The organism is Brachybacterium sp. AOP24-D1-21, assembly GCF_052378665.1.
Lineage (GTDB): Bacteria > Actinomycetota > Actinomycetes > Actinomycetales > Dermabacteraceae > Brachybacterium.
In genome coordinates this window covers 693,904-708,593 of sequence record NZ_JBQSXX010000002.1, presented here as the reverse complement: position 1 = coordinate 708,593, position 14,690 = coordinate 693,904, and the positions used below count along the sequence as shown (strand labels likewise).

12 protein-coding genes are annotated in these 14,690 nt (G+C 68.7%); 8 read left to right on the top strand and 4 right to left on the bottom strand.

Annotation, left to right across the window (positions count from 1 at the left end):
- Positions 1-18: 18 nt before the first annotated feature.
- Entirely contained in the window at positions 19-1,215 is a 1,197-nt protein-coding gene (locus ACT3UF_RS17910; RefSeq protein ID WP_442332342.1) for a peroxidase-related enzyme, read from the bottom strand.
- Between the two features lie 184 nt (positions 1,216-1,399).
- Between ACT3UF_RS17910 and ACT3UF_RS17905 the strand changes: the two genes are divergently transcribed.
- The 7 genes from ACT3UF_RS17905 (at position 1,400) to ACT3UF_RS17875 (ending at position 9,844) form a co-directional block, all read left to right on the top strand.
- On the top strand, positions 1,400-2,434 hold the full coding sequence (locus tag ACT3UF_RS17905) for a LacI family DNA-binding transcriptional regulator (protein WP_441444563.1): 1,035 nt from the start codon (positions 1,400-1,402) through the stop codon (positions 2,432-2,434).
- Positions 2,431-3,447: a LacI family DNA-binding transcriptional regulator gene (locus ACT3UF_RS17900; protein ID WP_444608455.1), complete on the top strand. Its 1,017-nt coding sequence runs from the start codon at positions 2,431-2,433 to the stop codon at positions 3,445-3,447. Before ACT3UF_RS17905 ends, ACT3UF_RS17900 begins: the two co-directional genes overlap by 4 nt.
- A 139-nt stretch (positions 3,448-3,586) precedes the next feature.
- Positions 3,587-5,521, top strand: coding sequence for a glycoside hydrolase family 127 protein (locus ACT3UF_RS17895; protein ID WP_442332340.1), 1,935 nt, complete (start codon positions 3,587-3,589; stop codon positions 5,519-5,521).
- Between the two features lie 51 nt (positions 5,522-5,572).
- Complete coding sequence (locus ACT3UF_RS17890; protein ID WP_442332339.1) at positions 5,573-7,204, top strand: ABC transporter substrate-binding protein; 1,632 nt, start codon at positions 5,573-5,575, stop codon at positions 7,202-7,204.
- A complete protein-coding gene (locus tag ACT3UF_RS17885) occupies positions 7,201-8,208 on the top strand; it encodes an ABC transporter permease (RefSeq protein WP_441444567.1) in 1,008 nt (335 codons plus the stop codon). Before ACT3UF_RS17890 ends, ACT3UF_RS17885 begins: the two co-directional genes overlap by 4 nt.
- An 8-nt stretch (positions 8,209-8,216) precedes the next feature.
- Positions 8,217-9,170 carry a carbohydrate ABC transporter permease gene (locus ACT3UF_RS17880; RefSeq protein ID WP_441444568.1) on the top strand — a complete coding sequence of 318 codons (954 nt, stop codon included), beginning with the start codon at positions 8,217-8,219 and terminating at the stop codon, positions 9,168-9,170.
- Positions 9,167-9,844, top strand: coding sequence for a YesL family protein (locus tag ACT3UF_RS17875; RefSeq protein ID WP_444608454.1), 678 nt, complete (start codon positions 9,167-9,169; stop codon positions 9,842-9,844). The genes ACT3UF_RS17880 and ACT3UF_RS17875 overlap by 4 nt, the downstream gene beginning before the upstream one ends.
- Here the strand turns inward: ACT3UF_RS17875 and ACT3UF_RS17870 are convergent, their stop codons facing one another.
- The 3 genes from ACT3UF_RS17870 to ACT3UF_RS17860 are packed head-to-tail and all read right to left on the bottom strand — an operon-like array spanning position 9,845 to position 12,814.
- Positions 9,845-10,846 carry a LacI family DNA-binding transcriptional regulator gene (locus ACT3UF_RS17870; RefSeq protein ID WP_444608453.1) on the bottom strand — a complete coding sequence of 334 codons (1,002 nt, stop codon included), beginning with the start codon at positions 10,844-10,846 and terminating at the stop codon, positions 9,845-9,847.
- Positions 10,847-10,871: 25 nt separating this feature from the next.
- Positions 10,872-12,017 carry a Gfo/Idh/MocA family protein gene (locus ACT3UF_RS17865; protein ID WP_444599426.1) on the bottom strand — a complete coding sequence of 382 codons (1,146 nt, stop codon included), beginning with the start codon at positions 12,015-12,017 and terminating at the stop codon, positions 10,872-10,874.
- A complete protein-coding gene (locus ACT3UF_RS17860; RefSeq protein WP_441444571.1) occupies positions 12,014-12,814 on the bottom strand; it encodes a ThuA domain-containing protein in 801 nt (266 codons plus the stop codon). Before ACT3UF_RS17860 ends, ACT3UF_RS17865 begins: the two co-directional genes overlap by 4 nt.
- A 333-nt stretch (positions 12,815-13,147) precedes the next feature.
- Between ACT3UF_RS17860 and ACT3UF_RS17855 the strand changes: the two genes are divergently transcribed.
- The gene (locus tag ACT3UF_RS17855) at positions 13,148-14,677 is read left to right on the top strand and encodes a DUF1846 domain-containing protein (protein ID WP_441444572.1); all 1,530 of its coding nucleotides are present in this window, start codon (positions 13,148-13,150) and stop codon (positions 14,675-14,677) included.
- Positions 14,678-14,690 lie beyond the last annotated feature (13 nt).

Below are 14,690 nucleotides of genomic sequence, written 5' to 3'. Positions count from 1 at the left end.
GGGTCCTTCTTCAGTGTGTCAGGCGGAGACGGGGAGTGCGGAGTCGACCAGCGAGGGATCGCCGAGGCTGAGCATGAGGCGGTTCGCCCAGGCGAAGAAGCCGGCGGCGGTGACCAGGTCGGTGATCTCCGCATCGCTCAGGCCCAGCTCGCGCAGATCGCTGATCCGCGGGGCGCCCAGGGTGGGGCGGGGGCGGGACAGCTCGGCGGCCGCGTCGATGATCGCGCTCCAGCGGTCGTCCTGGCCGTCGGCCAGCGGGGAAAGCTGCGCAGCGATCCAGTCGCCGTCGCGCTCGAGGGCGACAGCGAGCAGGGCGTCGACATCCTCCTCGCGCTTGGAGAAGCCGGCGGCCTTCCGCGCATGCACGGAGGCGCAGTAGATGCAGTCGTTGACCTTGCTGGTCACGGCGGCGGCGAGTTCGCGCTCGGCCTTGGGCAGTCCGTCGCGGGGAAGGAAGATCGCGTTGTCGAGCTCGCTGCGAGCTCGCGTGATGCCGGGGGTCAGGGAGAGCATCCGGAAGTAGACGCTGTTCACGCTCGCCTTGGAGGCGAAGGAGCCGCGCTGCTCGTCCGTCAGCTCGTCCTCGGCGGGCACCTCGATCCACGGCTCCCACTGGAGCTGGTCGCGGGTGAACGCCGCAGGGCGGGTGCGTCCGGTGGGGGTGGTGCCGCCGTGCGCGGCGACACGGCCGCGAGAGCGCGGGGTGCGGGTCGGGGCGTCGGCGGATGGCAGGTCGAGTCCGTGCAGGGCGGCGAGGCCGGCGACCAGCCGCTGGAGGTAGCTCTCGAAGGCGACCAGCTGGCTGATCAGCACCACGGTGCGGGAATCGTGGCCGACGGCCGTGAGCTGCTGCTGGTCGGCGAGGGTGGCGAGCGCCGGGGAGATCGAGAGCAGATCCACCTGGTCGCGCAGCGCGGCGAGCGCGGGATCGCTGGAGAGCGGGTCGGCGGCGGTCAGCTCCGGGGAGGCGCCCTGGGTCCGGTGCCAGTCCGCGAGCACGCCGCTGCCCTGCCAGTCCGCGGTGACTGCGGCCAGCGCGTGCAGCACGGAAGCGGGGAGCGCCTGCGGTGCGCGGTAGAGCGCGTCATACGCGCTGCGGGTCTGGGCGAGGACCTCCGGGCGCACGGTCACGAGCGCCCCGCTCGCCTCGGGGGCTCCGGTGAGGACCGCGTCGAGGATCTGGTGGGCGTCGAAGGACTGCTGCGCATCGGACATGCGCTCATCTTATGCGCTACCCAAGCACCCCTAAGGATTGGAGTCGTGTGGAAGCAGTCACGCCTCCTCGAATGCTGAGGACAGCCGACCCTCGCACCTCACCCGTGCCGCCCGTCCCGTCCGAGGTCGCGCGGTATCCTCGCCGTGAGCTCGTGCGCCATGTGCACGGCGATCAAGGAGGACCATGGCGCCCACGATGAAGGAGGTCGCGGCTCGAGCAGGCGTGTCGACGAAGACCGTCTCCCGCGTCGTGAATCACCATCCGAGCATCAGCGATGCGGTCCGCGAACGGGTCCGTCGGGCGATCGAGGAGCTCGACTGGACGCCCAATGCGCATGCGCGCTCCCTGCGCACCGGTCGTACGGGGCTGATCGGCCTGTCCCTGGTGGATCTCAAGGCACCGATCACGGCGCGTCTGGCCCAGGCATTGGTCATCGAGGCCGAGCGGCAGGGGCTGCGCGTCTCCATCGAGCCCTCCCGCGGGCGGAGCGAACGCATCGCGCAGACGTTCGCCTCCCGGGGCGCCCTCTTCGACGCGGTGGTCCATATCGGTCCGCTCCCCCGGGGCTGCGAGCCCCCAGCATTCACCCCGGAGCGTCCGGTCGTCGGCCTGTGCACGGCGTCGGATCCTGAGGATCCCGCCGTGCTGGACTCGATCGACAGCGATGATGCGGGCGCAGCATCAGCCCTCACCCGGCACCTGCAGCGGATCCATCATCATGACGTGGTGCTGCTGGGCCGCGAGGCGGAGCTGCCCGACACCTTCCTCGACGAGCTCGCCCGTTCCTTTCCCGACGCGCCCGTGCTCCGCCCCGAGGCCCGTCCCGGATCTCGCTCCACCCACGTCGCCGATCGCGCGGCCGGTCGGGCGCTGGCAGCACTCGCCCTGGAGCGGCATCCCTGGGCCCGGGCACTGGTCTGCGCCGATGACGAGCTCGCGATCGGCGCTCTGTCGCTGCTGCATGACAGGGCGCTCGAGGTCCCAGCCCAGGTCGCTCTGACCGGTTACGGCAACATCGACGACGGACGGTTCTCCACCCCCTCCCTGACCACTGTCGACCTCGACCTGCCCGAGATCGCCCGACGCGCCATCGAGCTGATCTCCCGGCGCACCGCCGGGGATCGCAGCGCGCCGCAGCGTGCCGTGGTGCCGACCACCCTGCTCCGTGCGGAGTCGACCCTCGGGGCCAGCCATGTCGAGCACTGGGGGTCGAGATGACGCAGGTGACCCTCGCCGATGTCGCCGCGGCCGCGGGGGTCTCCACGGCGACCGTCTCCCATGTGCTGCGTGCACCGGAGCGCACCGACGGGACGATCCGGGTCTCCGCGAGGACTCGGGAGACGGTGCATCGCGTTGCGCGCGAGCTGGGTTATGTGCCCTCGGCCGCAGGGCGCGGACTGGCACTGGGCACGGCCGAGCGCATCGCGATCATGGTGCCCAATCTGGTCCAGCCGTACTTCGCGAGGATGGCCGAGGCGCTGATCCTCGCACTCGAGGAGCGCGGCCTGAGCACCACCCTGCGGCTCGCCCTCGATGCCGCGGCGGAACGGGATGCAGTGCTGGGCCGCACCACCCAGGATGTCGCCGGCGTGATCATCTGCCCGCATTTCCTCTCCGGGGAGCTTCTCGCCGGCGCAGCCCCCGCGCTGCCGACGGTCCAGGTGGGAGGCGCGCCCACCCCGGGGATCGATGCCGTGGTGATGGCAGAGCAGGAAGGGTTCCTCACGGCGACCAGGCATCTGATCGATCGCGGCCGGCGACGGATCGCCTATGTGGCCGACCCCTGGCTGCCCTCCCACGAAGGGCTCCGCCATCTCGGATATCTCGAGGCCCACACGGAGCGTGGCCTCGAGGTCGACGATGCCCTGGCCATCCAGGGCACGGACTGGGACCGCCGCGAGACCGGGCTGGAGGCGATGGTCGGCCTGCTGCGCTCCGGCGCCCCGTTCGATGCGGTCATGTGCATCAATGACGCGGCCGCCGTCGGCGCGATGCGCGCCGCCTCGCTCGCCGGCCTCCGGATCCCGCAGGACGTCGCCTTCACCGGCTTCGACAACACGGAGGAAGCCGCCTTCACCACCCCTCCTCTGACCTCGGTGGACCCGGGGGTGCCGGAGATGGCGCAGCGGGCGGTCGCGATGCTGCTCGCACGGTTGGAGGGCGAGAGCGGTCCGGCCCGGCGCGAAAGCGCACCGCTCGAGCTGATCGTCCGCGCATCCACCGGCGACTGACCCCGCCCTCCGGGGCCCGCGACCCCGAGGAGCGGATACCGACCGGACAGGATCTCTTTTCAACGTTGTGTCTCCTATTGACATCGCTTAATCTCGCGTTCAGGATGGCCTGCATCACATCTCGATGAGGAGTCCTCCGTTGCCTGTCCTTCCCCCGCGCTCCACCCGTCGTCCGGCGCCCGCCCTCCCTCGTGCCGAACGCCATGAGGGGCTCCGCCCGCTGGATCTCTCCGAGGTGGTGCTGCACCCGCGAGGCAGCCTCGGCGCCTGGCAGGAGCTGAACGCCTCCGCCACCATCCCCCACTGCATCGAGCAGCTCGAGAGCTCCGGGGTGATCGACAACTTCCGGCGGCTGGTCGGGGAATCCGGCGCGAAGCATCGCGGCTTCGTCTTCGCCGACTCGGACCTCTACAAGGTCATCGAAGCCGTCGCCTGGGAGATCGGCCGCTCCGGCACCACCGCGCACAACGCCTGGCTCGACGAGATGATCGCGCTGATCGCCCGGACCCAGGAGCCCAGCGGCTACCTGCACACCTGGATCCAGGGCGTGCAGCCGGAGAAGAAGTTCTCGGAGCTGCACTGGACGCACGAGCTGTATGTGCTCGGCCATTGGCTGCAGGCGGGGATCGCGCTGGCCCGCACCACCGAGCGCACCGAGCTGCTCGACCTCGCGGTGCGCTTCGTGGACCTGGTGGACCGTCGCTTCGGGCCCGGCCGCGAGGACGGCATCCCGGGTCACCCCGAGATCGAGACCGCCCTGGTGGAGCTGTACCGCCACACCGGTGAGGAGCGCCATCTGGAACTCGCCCAGCACCTGGTGGATCAGCGCGGACGCGACATCCTCCCCGGCGGGGGCTTCGGCTCCCACTACTTCCAGGACCATCTGCCGGTACGGGAGGCCGTGGATCCCACCGGTCACGCAGTGCGTCAGCTGTACCTGAACGCGGGCGTGAGCGACCTCTTCCTCGAGACCGGCGAAGCCGCACTGGGTGAGGTCATGGACGAGCAGTGGGATCGGGTCCACACCCGCAAGATGTACCTCTCGGGGGCCTTCGGGTCGCGTCACCGCGATGAGTCCTTCGGCAACGACCACGAGCTGCCCTCGGACCGTGCCTACGCGGAGACCTGCGCGACCATCGCGGATCTCCACTGGACCTGGCGCATGATGCTCTCCGGCGACGATCCCCGCCACGGAGACGTCATCGAGCGGGAGATCCACAACGCGCTGGCCGCCTCCCTGGACGCGACCGGCACCCGCTTCTTCTACTCGAATCCGCTGCAGCGCAGGCCGGACCGGTTCGACGAGGAGAACGCACCGGCCGAACGACGCCCGTGGTACTCCTGCGCCTGCTGCCCGCCGAACATCGCCCGCACCATCGCCCAGCTCGGAGCCTATGTCGCCGCCTGGCGCTCAGGGGACGCGGGGCCGAGCCTCGAGTTGCTCCAGCTCACTGACATGTCCATCACCCTCCCTGCCGAGCTGGGTACCGGCACCCTCCACGTGGAGACCGACTATCCCGCCTCCGGCGTCCTCGGCCTGCGCCTGTCGCCGCTGACCGCCGCCGCTGGCGCGCGCCTCGGGGTGCGGATCCCGGGCTGGGTGCGCAGCGGCTCGGTCTCCTCGGCCGACGGGGTTCAGCGCCCTCTGCGCGACGAGGAGCTCTCGGCCCAGCGACTCGAGCTCGCCCTCGAGGACGTCGACGGCATGACGCTCACCCTGGATATGCCCCCGCGCTGGACGACCTCGCACCCCCGCGTGGATGCCACCCGTGGATGCGTGGCTCTCGAGCGAGGACCGATCGTCCACTGCCTCGAGCAGGTCGATCTGCCGAACGGGATCGGGGTCGATGACCTCGTCGTCCCCGCCGAGGCGACGGCGAGCGCGAGGGATGACGGGAGCCTCGAGATCTCGCTGCTGCACCGGCCCGACGGCGGGGAGCTCTACCGCTCCGCCGACGGCGCGCACCTGCCCCGCCCCGGCGAGAAGCAGATCACCGTCGCCACGACGCCCTTCTCCCGCTGGGGCAATCGCGGGTCCGGCGCCATGCGCATCTGGCTCCCGCGCGAGCACTGAACCCCTCCGTCCCATCCATCCCACCCCACCCCACCCCTTCAGGAGACAAAGATGTCGATCCACCGCCCCACCCCTGCCCGTCGCGGCCCCCGTCGGCGCACCGTCCTCGGCGGGCTCGCCGCCACCGCTGCCGTCGGCAGCACGCTCGGTCTGAGCGCCTGCGGCGGGAATGCCAGCAGCAAGGAGGGTGAGCTGCGGATCCTCGTCGTCAAGCACGCCCTGACCAAGCCCATGGCCGAGATGGGCTGGACCGCCGCCCTCGAGGAAGCCGCCGGGATGCCGATCGTGTGGGAGGAGGTCTCCGCGGACTGGGACCAGAAGAAGTCCACGATGCTCGCCGCCGGCGACATCCCGGATCTGGTCGTCGGCACCCAGGCCATCAACGACACAGATCTCGCCACCTACGGCTCACTCTTCGCGAATCTCGCCGAGTCTCTCGACGCCCTCCCCAATGTGACCGCCATGCTGGAGGAGAAGCCGGAGCTGAAGGCACTGGCCACCCAGCCCACCGGCGAGATCTGGTCGGTACCGGGATACAAGCGGTTCTGGCCGCCCACCGTGCAGCACCAGTACATCAACGCGCAGTGGTTGGACACGCTCGGCCTCGAGATGCCCACCAGCTGGGATGAGCTGTTCGACGTGCTCGTCGCCTTCAAGGAGGGCGATCCGACCGGCACCGGCGCCGAGGTGCTGCCGATGGACTGGAGCCCGGTGGGCACCGGCGGCTTCGGCTACTTCCAGTCGATCCTGCTGCTGGGCAGCATGGGCCTTCCCCTCGCCGGCGGCGGTGGCCAGGGCTACTACCTGCAGGACGGTGTGGTCGGCAACTTCCTCACGGATGATCGCTACCGCGAGGTGGTCACCTTCCTCGCCCGCTGCCAGGAAGCCGGACTGCTCTCCAGCGAGGTGATGACCCAGGACTACTCCGCGTATCAGTCGGTGGCCCGTGGCCCCGGTGATGGCGTGGCGAGCGTCGGCTTCACCTGGGGCTGGACCCGCTCGGACAGGTTCGGACCCGAGATCTACGAGCAGTACGAGGCGATCGGGGTGCTCGAGCACGCGGCAGGCCAGTCCGAACCGGTCACCTGGAGCTTCGACCAGTACGGCGAGAATTTCCCGGGCAACCAGGTGGCGCTCTCCGCGAACTCCAAGAACAAGGATGCCGCGCTCAAGGTCATCGACACCTTCTACGACCAGGAGATCTCGATCCAGGTCCTGTTCGGGGACATCGGCCCGAACATCGAGAAGACCGGTGAGAACTCCTACAAGGTGCTGCCTGCGGCTGATGGCACGGACCCGTCGACCTGGAAGTGGACCTCGACCCTCGCCGACAACGGGCCCCTGTGGATCCGGGACACGATCGAGGTCGAGCTGCCCACCGACCTCCAGGAAGCGGTGGACGAGTCCGTGCCGCTGCAGCCTGCGATCGACAACATGGATCTCGAGGCCGACGTCTACCCGGGCCTGTTCATCAAGATGAGCAAGGAGGACCTCAATGCCATGAGCTTGGTGGACACCACGCTGATGAACACCGCGATGACCCGATTCGCCGAGTGGGTCACCTCAGGCGGCATCGACGAGGGCTGGGACGAGTACGTGGCCACGATCGAGGAGACCGGCGTGGCCGAGAACATCGCGACGCGGCAGAAGTACTACGACGACTACATGAAGTCCACGTCGTGAGCGCCCGGACCACCATGGATGCGGTGTCGGAGTCGGCCGGCCCGCGCAGGCAGCGGCCCGACGGCGCCCCGTCCTCCGCGGAGAGAAAGTCCCGAGCGCGCTCGAAGGTGCGTCGCCACCTGGGCCGGTACTGGCAGTTGTGGGTGATGCTGGCGCCCGCGCTGGGGTTCCTCATCGTGTTCGCCTATGTGCCGATGTACGGGATCCAGCTGGCATTCCGTGAATTCGACTTCGCCAAGGGGCTCACCGGTGGAGAGTGGGTGGGGCTGAAGTACTTCATCCAGTTCTTCGAGAGCCCGCTGTTCGGTGACCTCATGCGCAACACGGTCATGATCAGCTTGGCCACGCTGGTGCTGGGCTTCCTCACGCCGATCGCGCTGGCGCTGGTGATCAACCAGATCCTCCACTCGCGGCTGAGAAGGATCGTGCAGACGGTGACCTACCTGCCGCACTTCATCTCGATCGTGGTGATCGTGGGGATGCTGCAGGTGTTCCTCTCCCCCAGCACCGGCCTGATCACCCGCTTCCTCGCCTTCTTCGGCCTGGAGGACGTCAACTTCCTCGGGAGCACCAGCGCCTTCGTCCCCGTGTACGTGCTCTCGGACATCTGGCAGCACACCGGCTGGAACAGCATCATCTATCTCGCGGCGCTGGCCGGGGTGAACACCCAGCTGTACGAGGCGGCACGCATCGACGGCGCCTCACGGCTGCAGATCATCCGCAATGTCGACATCCCGGCCCTGGTGCCCACGATGATCATCCTGCTGATCCTGAACATGGGCGGTGTGCTGAACACCGGCTTCGAGAAGGTGTTCCTGATGCAGAACACGCTGAACCTCCCGGTCTCGGAGGTCATCGCGACCTACACCTACAAGATCGGCATCCTCTCCAGCCAGTTCAGCTACTCCACGGCGATCGGGCTGTTCAACACCATCATCAACTTCGCGTTCCTGGTGATCGCCAACCAGATCTCCAAGCGCGCCTCCGACACGAGCCTGTGGTGAGGGGCCCCATGACCACCGAGACGACTGAGACGACTGAACGCGCTGCCGCCCGCAGCTCCCCGCGCCGTCTGGGCCGGCGCCTGACGGGCAATGACATGGTCTTCACCGTCGTGATCGCCCTGATCTGCGCGACGGTCCTGTTCGCGACGCTCTACCCGCTGTACTTCGTCATGATCGCCTCCATCAGCGATCCGACGGCAGTGGCAACCGGGAGGGTCTCCTTCCTGCCCAAGAACATCAGCTTCTTCGGGTACCAGCAGATCTTCGAGGACACACGGATCTGGGTCGGCTACCGCAACACACTGGTCTACAGCGTGGTCGGCACAGCGCTGAACCTGGTGGTGACCCTCCCTGCGGCCTATGCGCTCTCGCGGCGTGAGTTCCGGCCCCGGCGCCCGCTCATGCTGATCTTCGCCTTCACCATGTTCTTCAACGGCGGCCTGATCCCCACCTACCTGCTGTACCGGGACCTGGGCCTGCTGGACAACTGGCTGGTGTTCATCCTCCCCTCGGCCCTGAACGTGTTCAACCTGATCATCGCGCGGGCCTTCTTCGAGAATTCCCTGCCCGAGGAGCTCTTCGAGGCCGCCATGATCGACGGCGTGGACTACTTCCGCTTCTTCACCACCATTGCGCTGCCGCTGTCCAAAGCACTGATCTCCCTGATCGGCCTGTACTACCTGGTGCAGCACTGGAACGACTTCTTCACCGGGCTGATCTTCGTGCGGGACTACGACAAACAGCCGCTCCAGATCGTGCTGCGAGACATCCTGCTGTCCAACCAGGCCTTCTCCGGGGGCGCCGGGGGCGCTGGCGGCTCCGGCGGCGCCTACGGGCAGCGCTACGCGGATCAGATCAAGTACGGGGTCATCATCGTCTCTACGCTGCCCGTCATCATCCTGTACCCCTTCCTGCAGAAGTACTTCGAGAAGGGCGTGCTGATCGGGTCGGTGAAGGGATGAGCATCGCGACACCGGCGCGACCGGGGAGGCTGATGCCTCAGCTGGTGCGCTGGCACCTGGTGCTCGGGGAGCTGGCGCTGCGGCTGTTCCTGCTGCAGCTGCTGTGGGTGCTCGGCGCTCTGGCAGGCGCCGTGGTGTTCGGCGCGCTGCCCGCGACGGCAGCGCTGTGCACCGTGCTGCGGGAGGACCGGCTCGAGCAGATCGCCGAGGAGACCGGTGAGCGCCCTCGCGCCCGGCCCGGGCTCTGGACCGAGTTCTGGGGTGCCTGGCGCACGGAGTTCTGGCGGGCCCACCGCCTGGGCGGGGCGCTGCTGCTGGGATGGCTGCTGCTCGCCCTGGACCGCGCGGTGCTGACCGGCGTCGCACTGGGGTCCATCGCTCCGCTGGTGAGCGGGCTGGTGGTGGTGCTGACGGTGGTGCTGGTGCTGCTGAGCTCCGTGGTGTGGCCGCTGGCCGCCCACTTCGCCGACCCCATCGGCCGGGTGCTGCGGATGGGTCTGGTGCTGCTGCTGCGCCGGCCATCGATCGCACTGTTCACCGCAGTCCTGCTCGCCGCCACGATCTGGGTGGCCCAGACCGTTCCCGGGCTGGTGCCGGTGTTCGGCATCGTCCTGCCGGCGTGGGCGGTGACGACGTTGATGTGGCGGTCCGGTGCGATGCCGCTCAGCGCTTGATCAGCCGTCGAGCCAGCGCGGCTCCACCAGTGTGATCCGTGGCCCGGCGCCGTCGATCTGGAGCAGGCGCACCAGCTCTCCGACGGCGAGCTCGCTGATCTCCACGCGGCGAGGATCGATCTGCGGCACCGCGGCCAGCAGCGGACTGATATCTGCCAGATACTCGCCGCTGAGCCCGATGAGCAGTCGCGTCTCGTCCACCAGTGCGCCGGTGGCGGCCATCGCGAACAGCACCTGCCGCACCCCGGTGATGCCGAACAGGGCGGTGCGCTGGTTGGGGAGGGTGATCCGCAGCGCCCTGTCCGGTACGTTGGCGAGCTCTCCGGCGTCGAGCACCACGTCCAGCTGCGCCTCCTCTGCGGCGGCTTCGATCCCGGTGAGGAAGCGGGAGACGTCATTGCGGGAGCGCCTGCGGTCCGGCGCGCCGAACAGCAGCAGCCGATCACAGCTCTCCTCGAGGGTCCGCTCCACGACCATGTGACCGAGCATCTCGAAGTCGAGGTCCACGACGGATCCCTGGGGGAATTCCTCGGGCTTGCCGATCGTCACGAAGGGCAGCCCGGAGTCGATCACCGGGGCGACGCGCTCGTCGAACCGGTCCAGCTCCATCAGGATCAGGCCCTCGCACACCCCGGTGCGGACCACCCGCCGAATCCCTGCCGCTCCCTCCTGCGCAGTGACCAGCAGGATGTCGTAGCCGTGTCGGCGGGCCTCGCGGGCGATCGCCGCGATGAAGACCATCAGCACTCCATCGTCAGCCCCGGTCTCGGGGACCATCAGGCCGATCACGCCGCTGCGCCGGGAGCGCAGGGTGCGAGCGCCGGAGTTGGGGTGATATCCGAGCTTGGCGATCGCGTCCTCGACCCGGACACGGGTCTCCTCGGAGATCGGGCGGGAGCCGGTGAGCACATAGCTCACGGTGGATTGGGAGACGCCGGCGAGCCGAGCGACGTCCTGGCTCGTCGGGGCTTTCGCCCTCGCCGCTGTCTTCCTCACCGCCACGCCCGGTCTCCCTCCCCGGATGTGCTCACCCGATGCTCAGCCCTGAGGTTCCAGTGTTCCACGAGAGCAGTGCTGAGCTGCGCCCGTCGGCGGAGTCCAGGGCACGCGCTGCGGCGAGCGCCTCCTCGAGGAGGTCCGCGAGCTGCACCCGCGTCCCGGTGTCTGCGGCGTGCACGGCCGCCTCGACGATCGCCTGGGTCCACACGTTCGCATGGACCTCGGAGTCCGGCACCGGGCCGCCCCGCAGCGCCGCGCAGAATCGATCGAGTGAGTCTGCCAGCTCCCAGCGCGCGTCCGGGTCCGGCGCGCGGCCGAGGACAGCCTCTGCCGCCTCTGCCCCGGCCGCGTGGGAGGCCGGCGGCGTCTCGCCGTCCCAGAGCACGCTCCCCTGCTCGCAGCTGATCCGCCAGTCGCCGTTCCAGCTGGTCTCGGCGCCCGGTGCGGCCCAGGAGCCGGCGAAGGTGTGCACGGTCCCGCTGTCGTAGGTGATGGTCACCGTGGCGGCGGTGTCTCCGGCGTACCAGCTCCAGGAAGGGTTGTAGGAGGCGGCGGTGACGGCGAGCGGATTGCCGTCGACCAGCACCCGACCGGCGTCGAAGGCGTGGATCGCCATGTCCACGATCAGCGGGTGATCCATCTCGTCGCGGAAGCCGCCGAAGCGGGGCGCCTTGTAGAAGCGGGTGTCCACGATGCCGGCACCGCCGAGCTCGTCGGCCAGGCGCCGCGCCTCGTGCAGGTGGGGGTTGTTGCGCCGGGACTGGGAGACCATGAACAGCTGCCCGGTGGCCTCCGCATGGCCGGCGAGCGAGACCGCCTCGGCGAGGGTCGCAGCGCACGGCTTCTCCCCCAGCACCGGGAATCCGGCGTGCAGGGCGTCCGCGGTGACGGCGTGGTGGGCGGCCGGGATCGTCACGTCGATGACCGCCTCCGCGCCGGAGCGCCGGGCGACCTCGAGGGCGTCGGTCCCGGTGACGATCCCGGCCTGCTGCTCCTCGGGCACCACCTCGGAGACCGCGCGTTCCGCGGCTCCCTCGAGCAGGTCAGCCACCCCGACCAGCCGGGCCGCGTCGCTGCGCAACACCGTGCTGATCCACGCTCGGCCCATGCCGCCGGCGCCGATCACGACGACCGGGACGGGGGTTGGTGCTGTTGCGGCGGTGTGCGTGCTCATGCGCTCTTCCCTGCTGCTGCGGCGTCGCCCACGCCCTGGCCGACGGCGCCGGTGGTGAACCATTCGGTCTCATACCGGTCCAGGAAGGGCACTTGGCGGTCGGCGACCGCCGGCCGGGCCCACTGCACGCTGTTGGCGATCACGCGCCGGACCGCCTGGTGCTGATAGACGGGATAGTCCTGGTCACCGGGGCTGAAGTAGAAGATCTTGCCCTTGCCTCGCCGGAAGGTGCAGCCGGAGCGGAACACCTCTCCCCCGCTGAAGGAGGAGACGAAGACCAGCTCATCGGGCACCGGGATGTCGAAGTGCTCCCCGTACATCTCCTGCTCGGGGATGACGATCGGGTGCGGTACGCCCTCGGCGATCGGATGTGAGGGGTTCACGGTCCAGACCAGCTCACGGTCGGCCTCGTTGCGCCAGCGCAGCGTGCAGGTGGTGCCCATCAGCCGGATGAACGGCTTGGACCAGTGGCCGGAGTGCAGGACCACGAGGCCCATGCCGGCCAGCACATGCTTCTGGACCCGCTCGGCGACCTCGTCGGAGACCTCGTGGTGGGCCATGTGGCCCCACCAGGTGAGGACGTCGGTCGCCGCGAGGACCTCTTCGCTGAGCCCATGCTCAGGATCGTCCAGGAGGGCGAAGCGGGTGGTCACCTCGTCGCCGAGGTTCTCGACGATGCCGTCGCGGATCGCGGCGTGCATCCCTTCGGGATAGTGCTCTCGAACGCGCGGGTCGCGCTGCTCGTGGCGGTTCTCGCCCCAGACGGTGACGCGCAGGGGGCTGGTATTCATGGGCATGGGTGTCCTTGGGTGGGGTGAGGGGAGTCGTGGGTCATCCCGTGACAGCTCCGACGGTGAGGTCTGACTTCGTCGTCTCATATCTGAGAAGACTCATCGATTCGAATCAACTATGAGCGGAACGTCGGGTGCCCGAAATCATGTCCGACGTTCGCAGGCCATGCAAGCCCCATGGCGCATCACCGCCGGCAGCTCTCCTGAACGACTGTCGATTCGTATCCCGTCCGAATCGCGCCCGAAGTGCGACTCTGCTCCGATCGACTCCCGCGCGCTCCCGGAGCCACATCGAGGCGCCCCCGCATCTTCGCAGCGGGACGGTGCTAGCGTGCCGGGGTGACCGTTCCGGATGTTCGTCCCAGCTCCCCGTCCGCCGCTGCCGCGATCGGCTTCGATCGCGAGAAGTACATCGAGCTGCAGTCGCGGCACATCCAGCAGCGCCGCGAGGAGATCGGCGGAAAGCTGTACCTGGAGATGGGCGGCAAGCTCTTCGATGACCACCACGCCGCGAGAGTGCTGCCAGGCTTCACGCCGGACAACAAGATCGCGATGCTGCATCGGCTGAAGGATGAGCTGGAGATCCTGGTGTGCCTGAACGCCAAGGACCTCGAGCGGCAGAAGGTCCGCGCAGATCTGGGCATCTCCTACGAGGACGACATGCTGCGCCTCATCGATGTGTTCCGCGAGCATGGCTTCCTGGTGGAGAACGTGGTGCTCACCCAGCTGGAGGACTCCAACCACGTCGCGCATGCCTTCATCGAGCGGCTGCAGCGGCTGGGCCTGAACGTCGCCCGGCACACCGTGATCCCCGGCTACCCGCAGGACACCGAGCGGATCGTCTCCGCGCAGGGCCTCGGGGCGAACGAGTACTCGCACACCACCCGGGACCTGATCGTGGTGACGGCGCCGGGGCCGGGCTCCGGCAAGCTCGCCACCTGCCTCTCGCAGATCTACCACGACCATCAGAGCGGGATCAGCTCGGGATATGCGAAGTTCGAGACCTTCCCGATCTGGAACCTGCCGCTCGAGCATCCGGTGAACCTCGCCTATGAGTCAGCGACGGCAGATCTTGATGATCTGAACCTCATCGACCCCTTCCATCTCGCGACCTATGGCAAGCAGGTCACCAGCTACAACCGGGACGTCGAGGTGTTCCCGCTGCTGCGCACACTGCTGGAGCGGCTGACGGGCGACTCTCCCTACGCCTCCCCCACCGATATGGGGGTGAACCTCGCCGGCGACTGCATCGTGGATGACGCGGTGTGCCGCGAGGCGTCGCGCCAGGAGATCATCCGCCGCTATTACAAGGCGCTCATGCATGAGCGGATCAACGACGAGGAAGACGTCGTCTCCCAGCGGATCGGGATGATCATGTCCAAGGCGGGCTGCTCGCTCAGCGACCGCGCCGTGGTGGAGCCCGCCCTCGCGGTCGAGGCCCGCACCGGAGAGCCGGGCGCCGCGATCCAGCTGGCCGACGGCACAATCGTCGCCGGCAAGACCTCCCCCCTGCTGGGTTGCTCGGCGGCGATGCTGCTGAACGCGCTCAAGCACCTGGCCGGGCTCGAGGACTCCGTGCAGCTGCTCTCCCCCTCCTCGATCGAGCCGATCCAGACTCTGAAGACGGAGCATCTGGGCTCCCGGAACCCCCGCCTGCACACCGACGAGGTGCTGATCGCGCTGTCGGTCTCCGCCTCGAGCGACGAGAACGCCCGCCGTGCGATCGACCAGCTGCGCAGCCTGGCCGGCTGTGATGTGCACACCACCACGATCCTGGGCACGGTGGACGAGGACATCTTCCGCAACCTCGGGATCTCGGTGACCTCCGAGCCGCGGTTCCTGCACAAGGCGCTCTACCACAAGCGCTGAGCAGACCGGCCGC